The sequence below is a fragment of the Kangiella shandongensis genome (assembly GCF_020005365.1).
GTDB lineage: Bacteria > Pseudomonadota > Gammaproteobacteria > Enterobacterales > Kangiellaceae > Kangiella > Kangiella shandongensis.
Map to the genome: position 1 here is coordinate 133,686 of NZ_JACNML010000002.1, position 18,668 is coordinate 152,353.

Genomic DNA, 18,668 nt, shown 5'->3' on the forward strand with positions numbered 1-18,668 from the left:
GCTTAAATGGGGTTAATAACATAAAACATATTATAACTATCAATGAACTATAGCATGTTAAAATTACTATTTAGCTTCGCATTACTGTTAGCAACCGTAGCGTCACAGGCTCAGAGCATTTTCGACGTTGAGATCGTCTTTTTCAAAAGAATCAATGACTTGCACCTTAAAGGTCAAGAGCAGCCAATTCCTTTGACTGAAAGTTCAGCTCAATACTCTATCGGCAATAGTGAAAGCCAGCTCCCTCCCGACTACCAGGTTTTAGAACGTTCAGAGCAAAAGCTCGAAGGCGTATTCCACCGTTTAAAGACGAGCAGTGACATGCGCCCATTACTGCATGTCGGCTGGCGCCAACCACTTTATGATAAAGCAGAAACTCCTTGGATAAGTTTCAAACTACAAGACGATCCGGAGCTTCCGGGCCTGGTCGATTTCAATGGTCTCATTCGCTTCAGTCGTAACCAGGGGTTGCTCGTAGAAAATCAAGTCGTCGGCTACCGTCAGGGTAAGCTAGCACAACAGAAAGCAATTGAAACTATCGAACTAGACACCGATAACAAAGCAACGCAAGAAACTCTCAACTTACTCACCGATAACGATGAGAGACAAGAACAAAATGACGCGACGGACGAAGACTTTCAAGTTCCAGATGAACTTAGCGGTTTTTTTGAAATGTCCGAAACCTTAAAAGTCAAACTGGATAAACTGTACTATATTGATCACCCTACAATGGGATTACTGATCAAAGTAACACCGTATCAAGCAAGTCTTGAAGAACAGGACGCTTTAAATTAACCTCGGAACTTCCTGAGTTGAAAAGGAAACTTTATGAGTAATGTAATTGTACTGGGCGCAGGAATGGTAGGCAATGTTATCGCCAGAGATATCTCTGAAAAACATGATGTCACCGTTGCTGATATTGATCCACAGACTCTAAAGTTACTAAAAAAGCGTCAGCCGTCCATTAATACATTAGAAATTGATGTACTGGATAGTGAAGCCCTAAAGAATGCTCTTGCTCCGTTCGATATTGCTATTTGTGCTGTCCCAGGAAACATAGGCTTTAAAACTCTAAAAAATGTTATCCAATCGAACAAAAATGTCGTCGATATTTCTTTTGCCCCGGAAAATTGCCTGGAGCTCGATCACCTCGCCAAAAAACATAAGGTTACAGCCGTAATCGACTGTGGCGTAGCTCCTGGCATGGATAACCTGCTCCTGGGCTTTTTAAATACCAAAATGGAAGTAACTGACTTTGAGTGTCTTGTTGGTGGCCTTCCCAAAACTCGAAGCAAGCCGTTTGAATACAAAGCTCCCTTCTCACCTTTAGATGTTATTGCAGAATACATCAGGCCCGTCCACTATTTTGAAAATGGGCGTGAGTTAGTGAAAGAGCCATTAACCGATCGTGAACTGGTAGAGTTTAACAAAATTGGAACCCTGGAAGCCTTTAACACCGATGGGTTACGGACCCTGATATATACCATGAGTCATATCCCCAATATGAAAGAGAAGACGCTTCGCTATCCTGGACATGTCGAAGCCATTAGGACACTGAAACAGAGTGGCTTTTTTGATTCAGAGCCAGTGACTCTTCATGGCATGGAGATCAGTCCGATTGAGTTCACTTCAAAAGTCTTAATCAATGAGTGGAAGCTCAAAAGAAAAGAAGAAGAATTCACCATAATGCGTATTCGTATACGGGGCATTGAAAACGGCAAACGTAAAGAATATGTTTATGATCTGTACGATGAATATGACAGAATCAAACATGAAACCTCCATGGCCAGGACTACCGGCTTCGCGGCCAATGCGATAGCGGGACTGATTCTCAAGGAGAAGTTTGATAAGGTTGGGGTCTATGCTCCAGAGCATATCGGTGGCCATACTGATTGTTGTAAAACAGTTATCGATTATATGGAAGAACGCAAGGTTCGATATCGACTGGAAGTCAATTCTTTAGATTAACACGTCTTATTCATAAGGAGCTTTATGGAAGCTTTAACTGACAAGCAGCTTGAGGAAATACAAAACCATTTTAAATTCTTTGATCGTGATAACAATGGTCGTATTGATCTTGAAGAGTTTGCTGAGCTTCTGGCAGTCCTTTCTCCTGATTCCAACCCAGAGCAGGCAAAAGAAGGCTTTTCTCTGATTGATACCAATGGAAGTGGTTACATTGAGTTCGATGAATTTCTATCATGGTGGAAAACCTGCTGGTGGGAATACTAATCTCTCCGGCCAAAATACTGTACACCTGTAGTGTCAAAACTGCCCTACCCAAGTGCCATCAATAGTGACCAATCAGCAGCCAATCATAAATATTTCTAATCAATAAAAACCTTCCTATAGAGAATACTTGAAAAACTTGTCCGACCAGATTAAATATCGTTCATTCTTTAACCAATCCGCCCAAAATTTGCTGGCTAAAAATGACCTCGAGTGGTAAGGTTGCTGCGCAAAATTGAGATGTGGAACGTGTTCATTTTTAACACTTTCCTTGATGTTAACGACTTTAGGGGTTCAGATGGAATTCTTGAAAGAGTTAGGTATTGAAGCCGTCAACCAATCAGCGAGTTGGGGTGAGGGCTACACCGACACTCAAGATGCAGGCGTTATTGAATCGATTAATCCTGCAACAGGCGAATTGATTGCGAAAGTTAACGCAACTTCAACCGCAGATTACGATAAAGTCATGCAAGAAGCGGAAGCTGCTTTTGCAGAATGGCGCATGGTTCCAGCCCCGCTCCGTGGTGAGTTAGTCCGCCAGATGGCTGATGCATTACGTGAACATAAAGACGCTCTAGGCAGTTTGGTTAGCGCTGAAATGGGCAAAATCAAACCTGAAGGCGATGGCGAAGTTCAAGAAATGATCGACATGGCGGACTTCGCCGTTGGACAATCCCGTATGCTATACGGCAAAACAATGCACTCAGAGCGTCCCGAACACCGTATGTACGAGCAATGGCATCCTCTTGGTGTTACTGGTGTTATTTCAGCATTTAACTTCCCAGTAGCCGTTTGGTCATGGAACGCATTCATTGCTGCAGTTTGTGGTAACACAGTTGTGTGGAAACCATCGCCAAAAACACCTCTAACTGGTGTTGCCGTTCAAAATATCTGCAACAAGGTTCTAAAAAGGAATGGTTACAAAGGTATCTTCAACCTATTTATCGACGGTGAACAAAACAAACTTTCCCAGAAATTTGTCGAAGATACCCGAGTTAAAAAAATGTCCTTCACTGGCTCAAGCGAAATCGGCCGTATGGTCGGGATGAAAGTTGCAGAAAGATTGGGCAAATCATTATTGGAGCTTTCAGGTAATAACGCTTTGATTCTTGATCAAACAGCAGATCTTGACTTGGCTGTGCCAGCCGTTGTTTTCGGTGCGGTCGGTACTGCAGGTCAACGCTGTACTTCAACTCGACGTTTAATTGTACATAAAGATGTTGCCGACAGCGTTATTCCAGCAATTGTTAATGCTTACAAGCAAGTCAAAATTGGTAACCCGTTAGACGCAGACACATTAATGGGCCCCCTTATTGACGAGCAAGCAGTTTATAAGTTCGAGAATACAGTCACTAAAACGGTAGAAGCTGGCGGTGAAATCCTTACTGGTGGTAAGCGTATTGACGGCATTGGACATTTTGTTGAACCAACCGTTATTCGTGCAGAAAACCATTGGGACATTGTGCAAACAGAAACGTTTGCACCCATTTTATACGTAATGACTTACGAAACAATTGATGAAGCATTAGCAATGCAAAATCAATCTAAAGCAGGCTTATCATCTGCAATTTTTACGCAGAATGTTAAGAATGCGGAAAAATTCTTGTCCGCCATTGGTTCTGACTGTGGTATTGCAAACGTTAATATCGGCACATCCGGTGCTGAAATTGGCGGTGCATTCGGTGGCGAGAAAGAAACTGGCGGCGGTCGAGAAGCTGGATCGGATGCATGGAAAGCTTACATGCGTCGTCAGACTAACACTATTTTCTGGGGCGAAACCCCAGTTCTAGCTCAAGGTATCAAATTCGACCTGGGCTAAATTCATTTGATAGCCACACAGTTGAGTGGCTTTTGTTTTATCCTTATTTATAGGAGTTTTTTATGGCGGTTTTTAACCTTCGTGCCTATGACGATCACGAGCAAATCGTATTTTGTCGTGATGTCGAGTCGGGTCTAAAAGCAATTATTTGTGTTCACAATACTAACCTGGGCCCTGCGGTCGGTGGTTGTCGTATGTGGGATTATAATTCTGATGAAGGCGCATTGATTGATGCCCTTCGCTTGTCTCGCGGCATGACTTATAAAAATGCTATGGCTGGCCTACAAATGGGCGGCGGCAAGTCTGTAATCATTGGTAATTCTAAAACCATGAAGTCAGAAGAGCTATTCCGTGCTTTTGGCCGTTTTGTTGATAAGCTAAGTGGAAAATATATCACGGCAGAAGACGTCGGTATTACCCCACAAGATATGGCTATCGTACACAAAGAAACGGATCACGTTCTGGGTCTTGAAGGTAAGTCAGGCGATCCTTCTCCGGTTACAGCTTATGGTGTATTTACTGGCCTAAAAGCTGCAGTGCACCACCGTTTAGGGCGTGATGATCTGGATGGATTGAAAGTGTCGGTCCAAGGTCTTGGCCACGTTGGTTATTACCTCTGTCGCCACCTTCACGAGCAAGGTGCTCAATTAGTCGTAACAGATATTAATCAGGAAAGTGTTGATCGCGTGGTAGATGAGTTCGGTGCAACAGCTGTCGATACTGACGAAATCTATCATCAGGAAGTAGATGTTTACGCTCCATGTGCACTGGGTGCGACAATTAACGATAATACTATCCCAAAAATTCAAGCGTCAGTTATTGCTGGTGCAGCGAATAATCAGCTAGCAGAAGATCGTCATGGTCAAATCCTTATGGAAAAAGGCATCTTATACGCCCCTGACTATGTAATTAATGCTGGTGGTATTATTAATGTATCGTTTGAGGAAAATTACGATCAGGCAGCAGCCTTGAAGAAAGTGGATGAAATCTACGGTACCTTATCAGAAGTATTTGAAGCATCTAAATCTTCTGGACGTCCGACCAACGTTATCGCTGACGAAATTGCTCGTCAACGTGTTGCAGACGCTAAGCAAAAGTAGTAATACCAACCTTCTAGTAAAAAGCGAGCTCGAAGCTCGCTTTTTACTTTTGTAATGTCTTCAACAACTTTTTAACTGAGCTTTTATCTTTTAAAAACGGTGAGTTCGCCAACCCGATGACCAGCGATAGATAAGCCGTATTTCCCCTTCCCCGTGGTAGCTCTTGCTCAAGTATCATTATAACCTTATTCATGGGTTCATCTAAGCCATACAATACGTATAACTCTGCCAGATCCAGACAAAACCTCAGGTTTTCTCGAGTCGAACAGGATGCAGGTTCAAAATCAAACACTTCCAATTTACCATCCACATAACGTTCAAACATAAACTGGTATTTTCCCGTTGTGAGCTGTGAAATAGTTTCTCTTGCTTCTTGCATCTTCTCCTGGATTAGAAGTATTTTCGTTTGGAGTATTAAAACCTCATCGCTCCTCTCATTATTGAACTCTATAACCTCTGGCAGCTCACTAAGCGCGTTATCATACTCTTCTAAGTAGTAGTAAAGATGGGCTAAATTGATTCTGTTAACGAAGGACTTAGGGTTTACAGCAACCAGTTTCTTCTGTATGGCTAACGCTTTACCAAGTTCCGACTCATACATATAGCTGCCTGCTAAACGTCCTAAAACTAAAGTATTGTCAGGCTCATGAACCAAAGCTTTTTCAAAAAAGTTTCTTTGGTACATGCTACGCTCCCCCTGCTCAAAAAATAAAGTGTCAGCCATCCTGATATTGGCTATAGGATGATTGGGAGCAACATTTAATGCTTGTTCAGCATACTGCCTGGCCTTGATCAGAGAATTAATATCACTCCCTTCGCTTGCCCAATAAATAAAAAGATAAACCGAGGACAATCCCGCCAACGCATCGGCATATTTGGGTTCCAGCTCTAAGGCCTTAAGATACTTATCTTTTGCCAGGTGTAAGTTGTGTTCACCTTTCAAATCAAAAAATTGCTTCCCTTGTAAGTAATATTCCGTCGCAAGAGGCTCGTATGATGTACCCTTTGACATTATTTCGGGCTCAGAAAAGAATGTAATTAAGCGGTTAGTAATATAGAAAGGAACGAGGCTTACTTCGTCCAGCGCCCCATAGAAGCTTTGACTCCAGACCACATGCTGATTGTCTGCTTTAATTAACGATAAAGATAATGATTGACCTTGATTATTATTTTTGACTTTTCCAATTAATAAGTAGGCAACCCTAAGTGATTTCGCAACTTCCTCATAGTCGTCAGAAAATTTCTGGTAAGCTTTAAACGAAGCACTCCGTGAAACGGTTTGTAACTCGGTGTGCTCAGACACCAGGCGAACCACTTCATCTTCAATAAACCTCTTACCCAGTCCGCCAAAATCCACCTTATCAATTCCAAATAGCGGCAAAACAGCAATACTTCTAGTAGAAGCAGGTTGCCAGCTCGATTGCGAGCTGCTGGTATAGGCATGCCATAATGCAACTATTGCCAAGGTTAAAACGACCCCAGCGATCAACCACAGGAAGACAAATGAACGGTTAGCTGGAGGGGGCATACTCACCTGTAATGCGTCAGGTTCAAGGCAATAGCCGTATTTAGGGTAGGTTTTAATCACCTCTCGACTTTCATCGTGTAAAACTTTGCGGAGCTCCATGATACATTGTGTTAAACAGTCTTCAGAAATAACTATACCGCCCCACACTTCTGTCATGAGTTCATGTTTAGAAACAATCTTTCGAGGCTTATTGAGCAGCACCTGTAGAACTTTGAATGTTTTTGGCCTTAGATGCATCTTCTGCCCATTGAGTATCAATAGATGATTACAGGGGTCAAGCGTAATATCTCCTACTTTGATAGGCTCCGTATCTTTAGCTACCTGATGCTCCATACCTGCTTCCTTGAATCAGTAACCCTGGTTACCGATTATACCTTTTTTTATGTGCCGATTCAGTTCACTGATAAACACCTTAAGTATCAATCAGCTGAAAGTTGGCGTCAGAATGCTTTACACTTATGAGCGCTAAACAGGGTTAACAGAAGTATCGGAATATACAGAGAGAAGTTGGTTTATACCTTGAACAGGTAAATCGGAAATACAATGAAACCCATTGGGGTTATCAGCGGTGACACAACAGGACAAGGAAAAAGGCACAGTCTTAATACTGTGCCCTATAGCCAGTTAGTCGACCGCGTACTGGAAGAACATACGATATGCTGCCGACCATATTGGATAGTCTACTTTCATCAAAAAACAAGTATAGTCATCTCGGTTACAACCCGACATGGCAAACAACTGCTCAACCAGCTCATTGGCTAATGGGTAGTCAAACTTTTCACTGAAATCATCACGTGGTTCAGACAGGCCTAAATCAGCCTCGTCGTGAAAGCGGTCATACCATAAGGAGTCAGGGTTCGAAATATTATTGATGTCCGAACTACTTGAGTAGACCCCGGCATTAGCAACACTACGCATGGCAAACTTCTTCTCTAAGAAGCATGCTATATAAAGCGTTTTTGTAGGGTAGCGGGTATGAACACCGACGCAACTTGCTTTTTTTCCCCCATGTAAGGGGCTTTGTTGCAGTTTTGGATAGTGCTTGATGACACCCAGGTTCTGGCTCACGCTTGAGTCTAACTGAGTCGGTACCACCATCCAGTTTCCATCCCGAGAAAAACTGTCAAAGCTGTCAACAATAGATGAACTTGTGAGCTCTTTAATAATTGAAGCGACAGGTAGCTGATCACTTTTTTGCTCGTCCTGCGAAATCAGCTCTGGTTTGTCAAAACCAGCAGAACTTTCACAAGATGCGATAGGCATCATGATAGGGCGCGAATTCTCGGCGGCACTACAAGCTTCATAATAAGTTAATGTGAATTGCTGCAGATAGTTTGGAGCCTGTTCATTTTCTTTAAGAATAAATGCTGAAAATGAGCTCTCCATCGTTTCGCCGGTAATCGCTTTTACTGACTCAAAAAGCGCGGCACGATTATCCCGTTTAGAGTTTGGTGCCTCTTTCACAGAGCTTGAATCATCAATAAGTTTTTTTAAGGCTGAATGGCTGCGAGAATACTCGTAAATCAAGTTTTCAAAACGTTGAACAACTTCCCGAGCTTCCTCGACGAGTTTAACACTGCTTCCCTTCTCCTGAGCTAAATCGATAAAGCCCTTGATACCTGCCGGACCAGGCAATGAGTGAATAACTTGCAAACCATCATCCGCTTTATTTATGGTTTCAACCATTCGTTGGCAAGTGGACTTGTTAGCCTTTAACCATTTAGACATACCTGTAATGGTTTTGGCATGATTAGGGAAATCTTCTACCAGGTTTGATAACCCACTTTTAATTCGTTCTCCCTCACGCCCTATAAGGGATAGTTCCTTACGAGATAATGTCTTACTCACGGTTCTCTCCACTAAAGCAAATTTGCATCTTTCAAGCCATTATTACACAATCCCTGATTTACCTCACATAATTTTTTATCTAAAACGTAACTTTTTGTACATTTTTCGTACTTTTAAGCTACCCATAAGATAAATAAGGTCCTATCCTTTTGATTTTGTTTGAAATTTAAACAGGTGAATTTTATAGTTTCTTATATAGACTGTAGTTTAATAAATAACAATAAATTATTGTTATTTAAGTAATGCATAAATATATCTCAAACTTGAGATAGTTACCAGCGAGATAGCTTAATTTAAATAACTTGCTTCACATTAATGCACTCTATTTGTGGTAGCGTGTCGACGCTGACTAATTTTCATACAAAAAATAAACAAAAGCTATTGCATTTTTAACAAAAAAGCGTATAAAGCACAGTCTAAATTGTGCTGGTTAATACTGCTCAAAATGCCGCTTGTCGAGCGTGAGCAGAAAAGTCGATAACCCTTTGAACTATAACGAAATTAGCCTGCTCAGTAGGTCCGGGAAGTTTCTATCGTTACGCCCCCGGAAAATACATATAAAAGCTTGTTTATGGCTTCCCCATGATGAGGAGATTAAAGAAGTGTATAAAGACTTCGACTATAACCAAGAGATTGATCCTACTGGCGCAACAGAAACTCAGTGGCCTTCTTTTAAAAACGTCAATGAGAACGATGAGCGAAACGATCATTTCATCCAAAGAGACGGTAAACAGTACGCAGGCACCCATTTAATTATTGATTTATGGGGCGCTTCCAAACTTGATGACTTACAGCTGATGGAGCAGGCTTTCCGTGAAGCTGTGCTTGAATGCGGCGCTACCCTGCTCCATATCCATATGCACCACTTTACGCCAAACGGCGGCGTTTCCGGTGTGGCTGTGCTCGCAGAGTCACATATCAGTGTCCATACCTGGCCTGAACGGGACTATGCGGCTTTTGACGTGTTTATGTGCGGCGACGCCAAACCTCATAAAGCGACTGAAATACTGCGCAAGGCTTTTTTACCATCAGGAATCACGGTGAAAGAAATTTTGCGTGGCGAAGTTCATAGCTAACCAGCGTAGCGTACCTTATTATGAGTAAACGTTTTATAGAAACACTATATAAAAGCTACGGTCAGAGCTTTACCATTGATGAAATTCTGTTTGAGAGCAAAACCCAGCATCAACACCTTATCATTTTTAATAATGAACAGTTTGGTCGTGTCATGGCCCTGGATGGCGTCATACAGACAACAGAGAAAGATGAGTTCATTTATCATGAAATGCTAACCCATGTGCCTCTGTTTGCCCATGGCAATGCCAAGCGAGTTCTCATTATCGGTGGCGGCGATGGCGGTATCTTACGGGAGGTCTTGCGCCACCCTGAAGTCGAACACGTGACCATGGTCGAAATCGACCAGGCTGTAGTCGACATGTGCAAAAAGTACTTCCCAAAACACTCGGACGGTGCCTTTGAAGATCCTCGAGTTAATCTTGTTATCAACGATGGCGTGGAATTTATCGTTAATAACACGGAAAAGTTCGATGTTATTATTTCCGACTCTACCGATCCTGAAGGCCCTGGCGAAGTATTATTCAGCTCTCGCTTTTATCAAGGCTGCAAAAATAGCCTAACGGAAGGCGGTGTTCTGGCCACTCAGAACGGTGTCAGCTTTATGCAAATTGAGGAAGTACAAACAACCTATAACCGCTTTCAAGGCCTGTTCAAGGATCGCTGGTTTTATGCTGCCCCTGTGCCGACCTATGTTGGTGGTATTATGACACTGGCCTGGGGCACAGACGATGCCTCACTGCGTCAACAATCGGCTGAAGAGATTCGAGAGCGATTTAGTCAAACTAACATGAAGACGAGGTATTACACACCAGAACTTCATGTAGCCAGCTTTGCCCTGCCACAATATGTGATAAATGCTCTGGACTGATAGAGCGAGATACAAGACAACAATCAAGGCGGGCTCTGGCACCGCCTTTTTTGTAGCTGTTGGGTTTTGTCCCACTGTTTTATTAACGCCTCAACGTCTATACTTTAGATCATGGCGATGGAGATATAGCAATACATGACTGCTAACACAAATACAAACTGGTCAATAGAACAGGCTCGTGCTTTTTATAACTTGCCTTACTGGAGCGATGGCTTCTTCGATCTTAATGATCAGGGTGAACTGACGGTATCACCAGATAAAAATAGACCTGACTTAAAGTTTCCACTGCCTTCGATTTGTCAGGAGTTAAAGCAAAGGGGCTTTCAGATGCCTGCCCTTCTACGCTTTGGAGACATCATTCACCATCGCGTTAATAGCCTGTGTCATGCATTTAATCAAGCTATAGAAGAGCTTGACTATCGTGGTCGCTACACCATCTGCTACCCGATTAAAGTGAATCAACAACGCCGAGTAGTCGAAGAAATCGTCAAAAGTCAGGCCAATATTGATAAACGGAACAAACAGATTGGTTTAGAGGCCGGTAGTAAACCTGAGTTGATGGCCGTGCTGGCGATGTCTGAAAATACCAACTCGACTATTGTGTGTAACGGCTACAAAGATCGGGAGTACCTCCGCGCAGCACTTATTGGGAGCCAGTTGGGCCATACGGTTTATATCGTTATAGAAAAGCTCTCAGAATTACACCTGCTATTGGAAGAAGCTAAAATCATGGACGTAACACCAACCATCGGTGTACGCGCCCGTCTGGCGTCTAAGGGTGAGTCGAAGTGGCAAACCTCAGGCGGCGATCATTCGAAGTTTGGCTTGTCAGCAAGCCAGATCCTGCGGCTGGTAGAGACGCTGCAGGAGCAGCAACAACTGGACATTTTCCAATTACTGCACTTCCATCTTGGCTCTCAGATCACATCCATTCACGATATTCGTAATGCATTAAAAGAGTGTGCCCGATTCTTTGCCGAGCTGCAGCAGTTAGGCGCTCCGATCAAGACAGTTGACGTCGGTGGCGGCCTCGGTGTCGATTATGAAGGCACACGAAGCCAAAGTCATTGCTCAATGAATTACACATTAGAAGAGTACGCACATAATGTTGTCGCGGCCTTCCATGAAGTAGCGGTATTACACCAACTGCCCCAGCCCAACATCATTACGGAGTCAGGGCGTGCGCTGACAGCGCATCATGCCGTGCTGGTGGCAAATGTCATTGATGCTGAGTCGCCAGTACAATTTAATATTGAGCAACCCGAAGCTAAATGCGCCAATGTCTTACATAATTTATGGAACACTTATCAGGACAGTTTAAACAGTGATAACAATCGCCTGATCCAGGCCCATCACGACGCGGGCTACTATCTTAATGACGCACAGGGGATGTTCAGCCATCAGGTTCTCAGCCTTTCTGAAAGAGCGATTGCAGAACGCCTTCATCGCCTGATACTGATGACAATCAAGCAACGGCTGCAACCCGAAAACCAGGAGCAGGAAAATATACTGACGCAGTTAAACGAACAATTAGCCAGCAAGTTTTTCGTTAACTTTTCACTATTCCAGTCATTACCGGATGCCTGGGCTATTGACCAGATTTTTCCCGTGATGCCGTTACAGGGTTTGAACGAAGAGCCAACCGAAAGTGCCATTATTCAAGATATTACCTGTGACAGTGACGGCGTCTTAAAGCAGTACGTTAATAACCATGGTATTACGTCAACCATTCAGCTTCCTCAGTACAAGCATGGGGAGGAATACCTGCTAGGCTTCTTTTTAGTCGGCGCTTATCAAGAAATCCTCGGCGACATGCATAATTTATTCGGCGATACGCATACTATCGATTTGGCAATGACGGATAACGGTGAGCTGGATATTTATAGCACAGATTATGGCTCTGGCGTGGATGAACTACTCGATTATGTCGACTTCGATGCAAAATCATTACTCGAGTCCTATCGCCGCCAGTTAAAAGCCAGTGACTTAGAACTGACGCAACAACGCCAATACCTCGCGGAATTACGCGAAGGTATTTATGGCTATAGTTACCTCGAAGATTAACCATGTCGATTCAAGATAACAAACGCTGGCCAGCGGAATGGGAACCGCATAAGGCAACCTGGATGGCCTGGCCCTGCCGTAAGGAAATCTGGCTACACGGACTGGAAGTCGCACAGCGGGCTTTTGCTAACGTCGCTAATGCAATATCGGAATCAGAACCAGTCAAAATGCTGGTTCGACCGGAGCATGCTGCCTTTGCAGGAAAAATTCTCAGTTCGAATGTAAAATTAATCGAATACCGTTTAGACGATAGCTGGGCACGCGACTTCTCACCATTATGGATTATTAATAACGATCAAGCTGAAGCCTTGAATTTTACTTTTAATGCCTGGGGTGAAAAGTTTGCACCTTACGAGCAGGATGCCAAAGTCGCTGACTTCATTATTAAACAAAGTTCAAGCCAGTTCACCGCTTACGACTTTGTATTAGAAGGTGGTGCGATTCATGGTAATGGGGCTGGGGTCTTAATGACTACAGAAGAGTGTTTGCTTAATCCTAATCGCAATCCCGGTATGAGTAAATCAGCTATTGAGAAGAAATTACTTGATGCATTCGGGGGGCGAGAGATCATTTGGCTGGAGCGAGGGCTCTTTGGTGATGAAGATACTGATGGCCACATTGACAATATAGCCTGCTTCGTCGATAGCCACACCATTTTAAGCCAAAAAGTGAGTCAGCCGAATAGTGAGAACGACATCATTTACGATAAGAACCGCCGCATAATTCAGGACCATGGCTTCGATCTGATTGAGATCCACGAACCAGAGTCACGCTATTTAAATGGACAGCGTATGCCTTTATCCTATATTAACTACTACGTCGCTAATGAGCAGGTGATTATCCCTGCCTTTGGTTGTATACAGGATGATGAGGCAAAGAGCATCATTCAGGGTTTGTTTCCGGAGCGCTCTGTTACTCAGTTAAATGCTAATGAAATTACTATTGGTGGTGGCGGTATTCATTGCATCACCATGCAGCAACCGGCAATCTAATTGCCAACTTTCGAGAGAACATCATGAGAAACGTTACATTCGCGGCAACCCAGTTTGCAGTTACAGATAACTTCGATGAAAACTTATCTATCGCAGAATCATTGATTGAGGAAGCTGCAGAACAAGGTGCCCAGGCAATTTTACTGCAGGAGCTTTTTGCCGGATTCTACTGGTGTAAAGATCAGGACCCCAAATACTTTGAATGGGCCGAGCCTTATAACGCCAGCCGTATCCTGCAACACTTCTCTACTCTGGCTAAACGCTTAGAGGTGGTGTTACCCGTCAGCTATTTTGAGCAGTCTGGAAATGCCTACTTTAATTCGTTAGCCATGATCGACGTTGATGGCTCTATTCTGGACAATTACCGTAAGATGCATATCCCCGATGGACCCGGCTATCAGGAAAAGTTTTATTTCAGCCCAGGCAATTCGGGTTTTAAGGTTTGGGATACGAAATTTGGACGTTTAGGCGCTGCTATTTGCTGGGATCAATGGTTCCCTGAAGCAGCCCGTATTCTCGCCCTGAAAGGAGCTGAAGTCATTTTCTATCCAACCGCAATAGGTTCAGAGCCTCAGGATCCGTCATGGGATTCAAAAGCCCATTGGCAACGGGTCATGCAAGGACATAGTGGGGCCAATATGGTACCCATTATTGCTGCTAACCGCATCGGTACTGAACAAGGAGATAGCTGTGATATTACTTTCTATGGCTCCTCTTTTATAACCGATAACTTTGGAGCAAAAGTTAAGGAAATGGATAGCCAGACAAAAGGCGTGATTACGCACGAATTTGATCTGGATAAACTGGTGAAAGACAGAGCCAGCTGGGGACTTTTTCGAGATCGCAGACCCGAGTATTACGATAGAATCACTCAGTTATAACCGATAAATTAGAAGGGCAGATTATTCTGCCCTTGTGTTTAAATTACTTTACCTGCCACAGCTCGATCTTATTGCCTTCAGGGTCCATAAACCAGCCAAAAATCCCCATGTCATCTTCACTAGGTTCACCAATCAGTGTTCCTCCCGCACTTTCTACTTGTTCTAAGCACTGATGAATATCATCAACAATAAAGTTGAGCATAAACTCCCTAGAGGATGGCTCAAAGTAATCGGTATCCTCCTTAAAGGGTCCCCACACCGTACAGGCTTTATCGGGAGCATTCGTTTGTAAAAAGCTGGTACCACCGTAACTCGGGTCAATAGCAAACCCCAAAGTATCCTGATACCACTGAGCCAAGGCCTTACGATCCTTAGACTTAAAAAACACTCCGCCAACACCAACGACCTTTCCCATAAATACTCCTTATACTCACTGCACTATATATTCTGCAATATCCTTGTTAACACCATTAATCACACTTTTATAACCTAGTTTTTCCAAAGCAACTTTCGCTTTGCCCGCACGATTACCGCTACGACAATACACCACAATTTGTTGTGTTTTATCTAAATTCAGTGAGCCAATAGTGTCAGTCAACGTTGCCACTGGTAATAGCGTCGCATCTTGATAATGCCCCTGTTGATACTCTTCTTCGGTACGAACATCAATCACTCTAGCATCGGATAAATCGCCTTTTTTATAAGCGATAAAGTGCGCCCTATAGCTCGCAGGGTCAATTTTTATATTAGCCGCAGGAGCTGGCTTTAAATAAGCTAGAATCAGGCGAGTATCTCCAACAGTCATTTCACTTTCAGCCGGCTGAGTAGCACCAATTAGCAATGACTTCTGGATAGGTTTATTGTCGACCGTATAATTAACTAATACTTTCGCTACCCCGCCAGTAACGCATTGCACTCCTTTAGGACAACGGTAATCCTCGGCAACCCTCTCAAACTGGAAGTCGATATCATTGAACAAAACTCGCTCTCCAGCCTGCAGCGTAAAATCTCGAGGGAGATCATCTGAACCTGTTGCTAGAGATTGCTCACGACATGACAAAATAAAAGGTAAAACAATTAATGACAGAAAAAATAATTTAAAAAATCGCATAGAAGCTTCCTGATATAGCAATGAACTGATTCATTGTTATATCAACGGAAATAAAAAGCAAGGAATGGCGTCCCCACCTGGACTCGAACCAGGAGCTTAGGCTTAGGAGGCCCATGATTTATCCAGTTAATCGATGGGGACGCAATGAAAAGACAGCACTATTATAAGAATTGATTCAAAAAGATAAATTGTTTAATGAATATTTTCGACTAAAAAATCAATCAATGCACGAACCTTGGGCGAGACGAATCGATTTTGTGGATAAACTGCCCAAATACCCTCTTCAGGAATTCGATACGGTTCAAGAACCGGTACCAGCTCCCCACTCTCCAGATACTCCTGAGTGTAGTAGTCTGGCAATTGAACGATCCCGATGCTTTGCAGTGCCGCTTGAGTTAAAGCATAACCACTGTTATATCGCACATTACCCGAAACCTTAACGGTTTTTTCTTTACCCTCTACATTAAAACGCCAGTAATCCAAAGTACCCAGCAGGCAGTTATGGCTGGCTAACTCTGACAGCGTATGCGGCGTCCCAAACTGTCGTAAATAATCAGGGGAAGCGCAAACATAGTTCGAACGCTTGCTCAACTTTCTCGCCATCAGGCTTGAATCTTTTAAGTCACCAATACGAATAGCCAGATCATAGCCCTCATCCACCAAATCAACCTGTTTATTAGTTAAATAGGCTTCGACTCCAACTTCAGGGTACTGTTTTATAAAGCGGTTCACTAAAGGCAGTATAACCTGCTCACCATAAGTCACGGTTGCTGATATTTTTAACTCCCCTCTTGGTTTGTTTTGCAGATTCTGTACGATATCTTGCGCATTCTGTAAACCATCCAGTACCGCTCGACAATGTTGATAAAATACTTTACCCTCCTGCGTCAGTGTGACCTTTCGCGTTGTGCGGTAAAGTAGCTTAATGCCCAGACGTTGCTCCAGCTGGCTAACTTGCCGACTGACCTGGGCTGTTGATAATTTAATTTGCTGCGAGGCTTTAGTAAAACTTTCACTCTCGGCCACAGCAACAAATTCTGAGATTCCTTGCCATTCCATATTGTTACATATAGGTAATAGTGAATTGACAGAAGAGATATTAACAACAAATAGTAAACAAATATAATGATTTCTATATCAAATATAGGAGTTCATTATGTCTCAAGAGTTTATTAAGTCTAAAGCAGCCATTGCCTGGGAAGCCGGCAAGCCTCTATCCATCGAAGAAGTCGACGTTATGCCGCCACAAAAAGGCGAAGTATTGGTACGTATTGTGGCGACAGGCGTATGCCATACTGATGCTTTCACACTTTCCGGTGATGACCCTGAAGGTGTATTCCCCAGCATTCTAGGTCACGAAGGCGGCGGTATCGTCGAGCAGGTTGGTGAAGGCGTGACCAGCGTAGAAGTTGGCGATCACGTGATTCCTCTCTACACGCCCGAATGCGGTGAGTGTAAGTTTTGTCTGTCTGGGAAAACCAATTTATGCCAAAAGATTCGAGAAACTCAAGGCAAAGGTTTAATGCCAGATGGTACCACTCGTTTTTATAAAGATGGAAAACCTATTTACCACTACATGGGAACTTCAACCTTCTCTGAGTACACGGTATTACCGGAAATTTCACTGGCCAAGGTCAATAAAGAAGCCCCGCTTGAGGAAGTCTGTTTACTGGGTTGCGGCGTGACCACAGGCATGGGCGCGGTGATGAATACGGCGAAAGTCGAAGAAGGCGCCACTGTCGCGATTTTCGGTCTCGGCGGTATTGGTCTATCAGCTATCATTGGTGCCGCCATGGCCAAAGCATCGAGAATCATTGCCATCGATATCAACGAGAGCAAGTTTGAGTTGGCTAAAAAGCTGGGCGCTACCGACTGCGTTAACCCGAAAGATTACGACAAGTCGATTCAGGAAGTCATCGTAGACATGACAGATGGTGGCGTGGATTATTCATTCGAGTGTATCGGTAACGTTGATGTCATGCGTTCGGCACTTGAGTGCTGTCATAAAGGTTGGGGAGAATCTGTCATTATCGGTGTGGCAGGAGCAGGCCAGGAGATCTCCACCCGCCCTTTCCAGCTGGTAACAGGACGCGTATGGAAAGGCACTGCTTTTGGTGGCGTAAAAGGACGTTCAGAGCTTCCAGACTATGTTGAGCGCTATATGAATGGTGAGTTTAAGCTTAATGATTTTATTACGCACACCATGAAACTAGAAGATATCAATGACGCGTTCGATCTTATGCACGAAGGTAAAAGCATTCGCAGTGTAATTCATTACTAGGATAAGTTTTATTCAGGAGATAATGATGGAAATCGAAAATATAAGTACGGCGAAAAGCTTTGGTGGCTGGCATAAGCAATACCAGCACCATTCCTCTGCGCTTAACTGCTCAATGCAGTTTGCCATTTACCTGCCGCCCCAAGCCAGTGAAAGCAATAAAGTGCCTGTTTTGTACTGGCTCTCGGGGTTGACCTGTACCGATGAAAACTTTATGCAAAAAGCTGGAGCTCATCGCATCGCTGCTGAACTGGGAGTTGCCATTGTTGCACCAGACACCAGCCCTCGAGGTGATGGTGTGGCAGATGATGACGGTTACGACCTGGGGCAAGGTGCGGGCTTCTATGTCAATGCCACAGAAGCTCCCTGGAACAAGCACTTTCAAATGTATGATTACATCAATGAAGAGCTTCCAGAGTTAGTCAAGGCAACCTTCCCTGTCTCAGATAAATGGTCCATCTCCGGGCACTCCATGGGTGGACATGGCGCTATCATGATGGCTTTAAAAAATCCGGACAAATATCAGTCTGTGTCGGCCTTTAGCCCCATTGTTAATCCAGTAGCTTGCCCCTGGGGAGAAAAAGCGTTTACAGCCTATTTGGGTAGCGATAGAGAGCAGTGGAAAAACTACGACTCAACTGAACTAATGTCTCAGGCAGAAAAGCAGATTCCCCTAATGGTCGATCAGGGGTTATCTGATGGGTTCCTGACAGAGCAACTGAAACCTCAAAACCTGGTCAACGTGGCTAATAAAGTTAACTACCCTCTCACTTACCGTGAGCATGAAGGTTACGATCATAGCTACTACTTCATCAGTAGCTTTATTGAAGACCACTTACGGTTTCATGCAAAACATTTACCTTAAACACAAAA

Annotated in this window: 17 protein-coding genes and 1 tRNA gene; 12 read left to right on the forward strand and 6 right to left on the reverse strand. The window is 43.6% G+C overall.

Annotated features, from left to right (window positions below; genetic code table 11):
- Positions 1-54 precede the first annotated feature (54 nt).
- The 5 genes from H7708_RS02480 to H7708_RS02500 all read left to right on the forward strand — a co-directional run bounded on the left by H7708_RS02480 (position 55) and on the right by H7708_RS02500 (position 5,148).
- Entirely contained in the window at positions 55-795 is a 741-nt protein-coding gene (locus tag H7708_RS02480; RefSeq protein ID WP_223668893.1) for a CsiV family protein, read from the forward strand.
- A 33-nt stretch (positions 796-828) separates the two neighbouring features.
- Positions 829-1,968: a saccharopine dehydrogenase family protein gene (locus H7708_RS02485; RefSeq protein ID WP_223668894.1), complete on the forward strand. Its 1,140-nt coding sequence runs from the start codon at positions 829-831 to the stop codon at positions 1,966-1,968.
- Between the two features lie 24 nt (positions 1,969-1,992).
- The gene (locus H7708_RS02490; RefSeq protein ID WP_223668895.1) at positions 1,993-2,232 is read left to right on the forward strand and encodes an EF-hand domain-containing protein; all 240 of its coding nucleotides are present in this window, start codon (positions 1,993-1,995) and stop codon (positions 2,230-2,232) included.
- Between the two features lie 295 nt (positions 2,233-2,527).
- Entirely contained in the window at positions 2,528-4,048 is a 1,521-nt protein-coding gene (amaB, locus tag H7708_RS02495; protein WP_223668896.1) for an L-piperidine-6-carboxylate dehydrogenase, read from the forward strand.
- A gap of 62 nt (positions 4,049-4,110) precedes the next feature.
- A complete protein-coding gene (locus H7708_RS02500; RefSeq protein WP_223668897.1) occupies positions 4,111-5,148 on the forward strand; it encodes a Glu/Leu/Phe/Val family dehydrogenase in 1,038 nt (345 codons plus the stop codon).
- A 43-nt stretch (positions 5,149-5,191) separates the two neighbouring features.
- Here the strand turns inward: H7708_RS02500 and H7708_RS02505 are convergent, their stop codons facing one another.
- Both H7708_RS02505 and H7708_RS02510 read right to left on the reverse strand, forming a co-directional pair.
- Positions 5,192-7,009 (reverse strand): winged helix-turn-helix domain-containing protein, encoded by a 1,818-nt coding sequence (locus H7708_RS02505; protein WP_223668898.1) that lies wholly within the window; start codon positions 7,007-7,009, stop codon positions 5,192-5,194.
- A 291-nt stretch (positions 7,010-7,300) separates the two neighbouring features.
- Complete coding sequence (locus H7708_RS02510) at positions 7,301-8,524, reverse strand: hypothetical protein (RefSeq protein ID WP_223668899.1); 1,224 nt, start codon at positions 8,522-8,524, stop codon at positions 7,301-7,303.
- Between the two features lie 602 nt (positions 8,525-9,126).
- On the opposite strand from H7708_RS02510, the gene speD reads away from it, so the two are divergent.
- The 5 genes from speD to aguB all read left to right on the forward strand — a co-directional run bounded on the left by speD (position 9,127) and on the right by aguB (position 14,406).
- Positions 9,127-9,600 carry an adenosylmethionine decarboxylase gene (speD, locus tag H7708_RS02515; RefSeq protein ID WP_223668900.1) on the forward strand — a complete coding sequence of 158 codons (474 nt, stop codon included), beginning with the start codon at positions 9,127-9,129 and terminating at the stop codon, positions 9,598-9,600.
- Between the two features lie 20 nt (positions 9,601-9,620).
- The gene (speE, locus tag H7708_RS02520) at positions 9,621-10,469 is read left to right on the forward strand and encodes a polyamine aminopropyltransferase (protein ID WP_223668901.1); all 849 of its coding nucleotides are present in this window, start codon (positions 9,621-9,623) and stop codon (positions 10,467-10,469) included.
- Between the two features lie 135 nt (positions 10,470-10,604).
- Positions 10,605-12,533 (forward strand): biosynthetic arginine decarboxylase, encoded by a 1,929-nt coding sequence (gene speA, locus H7708_RS02525; protein ID WP_223668902.1) that lies wholly within the window; start codon positions 10,605-10,607, stop codon positions 12,531-12,533.
- Positions 12,534-12,535: 2 nt separating this feature from the next.
- Positions 12,536-13,525 (forward strand): agmatine deiminase family protein, encoded by a 990-nt coding sequence (locus tag H7708_RS02530; RefSeq protein ID WP_223668903.1) that lies wholly within the window; start codon positions 12,536-12,538, stop codon positions 13,523-13,525.
- A gap of 20 nt (positions 13,526-13,545) precedes the next feature.
- Positions 13,546-14,406, forward strand: coding sequence for an N-carbamoylputrescine amidase (gene aguB / locus H7708_RS02535; protein ID WP_328798963.1), 861 nt, complete (start codon positions 13,546-13,548; stop codon positions 14,404-14,406).
- 43 nt (positions 14,407-14,449) lie between these two features.
- On the opposite strand, the gene H7708_RS02540 is transcribed toward aguB, so the two are convergent.
- From H7708_RS02540 to H7708_RS02555, 4 genes are all read right to left on the reverse strand, one after another.
- Positions 14,450-14,821, reverse strand: a complete 372-nt coding sequence (locus H7708_RS02540; protein ID WP_223668905.1) for a VOC family protein — start codon at positions 14,819-14,821, stop codon at positions 14,450-14,452.
- A 15-nt stretch (positions 14,822-14,836) separates the two neighbouring features.
- The gene (locus H7708_RS02545; RefSeq protein ID WP_223668906.1) at positions 14,837-15,517 is read right to left on the reverse strand and encodes a rhodanese-like domain-containing protein; all 681 of its coding nucleotides are present in this window, start codon (positions 15,515-15,517) and stop codon (positions 14,837-14,839) included.
- Positions 15,518-15,582: 65 nt separating this feature from the next.
- A tRNA-Arg gene (locus H7708_RS02550) sits at positions 15,583-15,658 on the reverse strand.
- Between the two features lie 51 nt (positions 15,659-15,709).
- Positions 15,710-16,576 carry a LysR substrate-binding domain-containing protein gene (locus tag H7708_RS02555; protein WP_223668907.1) on the reverse strand — a complete coding sequence of 289 codons (867 nt, stop codon included), beginning with the start codon at positions 16,574-16,576 and terminating at the stop codon, positions 15,710-15,712.
- Positions 16,577-16,673: 97 nt separating this feature from the next.
- Here H7708_RS02555 and H7708_RS02560 point away from each other — a divergent pair, with 97 nt between their 5' ends.
- Complete coding sequence (locus H7708_RS02560; RefSeq protein ID WP_235727475.1) at positions 16,674-17,798, forward strand: S-(hydroxymethyl)glutathione dehydrogenase/class III alcohol dehydrogenase; 1,125 nt, start codon at positions 16,674-16,676, stop codon at positions 17,796-17,798.
- A gap of 25 nt (positions 17,799-17,823) precedes the next feature.
- Positions 17,824-18,660, forward strand: a complete 837-nt coding sequence (gene fghA, locus H7708_RS02565) for an S-formylglutathione hydrolase (protein ID WP_223668908.1) — start codon at positions 17,824-17,826, stop codon at positions 18,658-18,660.
- The last annotated feature ends 8 nt before the right edge of the window (positions 18,661-18,668 follow it).

What these genes read in the sequence shown, in the direction of transcription:
- H7708_RS02480 (WP_223668893.1), top strand. Translation starts at nt 55, where the DNA reads ATGTTAAAATTACTATTTAGCTTCGCATTACTGTTAGCAACCGTAGCG.
- H7708_RS02485 (WP_223668894.1), top strand. Translation starts at nt 829, where the DNA reads ATGAGTAATGTAATTGTACTGGGCGCAGGAATGGTAGGCAATGTTATC.
- H7708_RS02490 (WP_223668895.1), top strand. Translation starts at nt 1,993, where the DNA reads ATGGAAGCTTTAACTGACAAGCAGCTTGAGGAAATACAAAACCATTTT.
- amaB (WP_223668896.1), top strand. Translation starts at nt 2,528, where the DNA reads ATGGAATTCTTGAAAGAGTTAGGTATTGAAGCCGTCAACCAATCAGCG.
- H7708_RS02500 (WP_223668897.1), top strand. Translation starts at nt 4,111, where the DNA reads ATGGCGGTTTTTAACCTTCGTGCCTATGACGATCACGAGCAAATCGTA.
- H7708_RS02505 (WP_223668898.1), bottom strand. Translation starts at nt 7,009, where the DNA reads ATGGAGCATCAGGTAGCTAAAGATACGGAGCCTATCAAAGTAGGAGAT.
- speE (WP_223668901.1), top strand. Translation starts at nt 9,621, where the DNA reads ATGAGTAAACGTTTTATAGAAACACTATATAAAAGCTACGGTCAGAGC.
- speA (WP_223668902.1), top strand. Translation starts at nt 10,605, where the DNA reads ATGACTGCTAACACAAATACAAACTGGTCAATAGAACAGGCTCGTGCT.
- H7708_RS02530 (WP_223668903.1), top strand. Translation starts at nt 12,536, where the DNA reads ATGTCGATTCAAGATAACAAACGCTGGCCAGCGGAATGGGAACCGCAT.
- H7708_RS02540 (WP_223668905.1), bottom strand. Translation starts at nt 14,821, where the DNA reads ATGGGAAAGGTCGTTGGTGTTGGCGGAGTGTTTTTTAAGTCTAAGGAT.
- H7708_RS02545 (WP_223668906.1), bottom strand. Translation starts at nt 15,517, where the DNA reads ATGCGATTTTTTAAATTATTTTTTCTGTCATTAATTGTTTTACCTTTT.
- H7708_RS02555 (WP_223668907.1), bottom strand. Translation starts at nt 16,576, where the DNA reads ATGGAATGGCAAGGAATCTCAGAATTTGTTGCTGTGGCCGAGAGTGAA.
- H7708_RS02560 (WP_235727475.1), top strand. Translation starts at nt 16,674, where the DNA reads ATGTCTCAAGAGTTTATTAAGTCTAAAGCAGCCATTGCCTGGGAAGCC.
- fghA (WP_223668908.1), top strand. Translation starts at nt 17,824, where the DNA reads ATGGAAATCGAAAATATAAGTACGGCGAAAAGCTTTGGTGGCTGGCAT.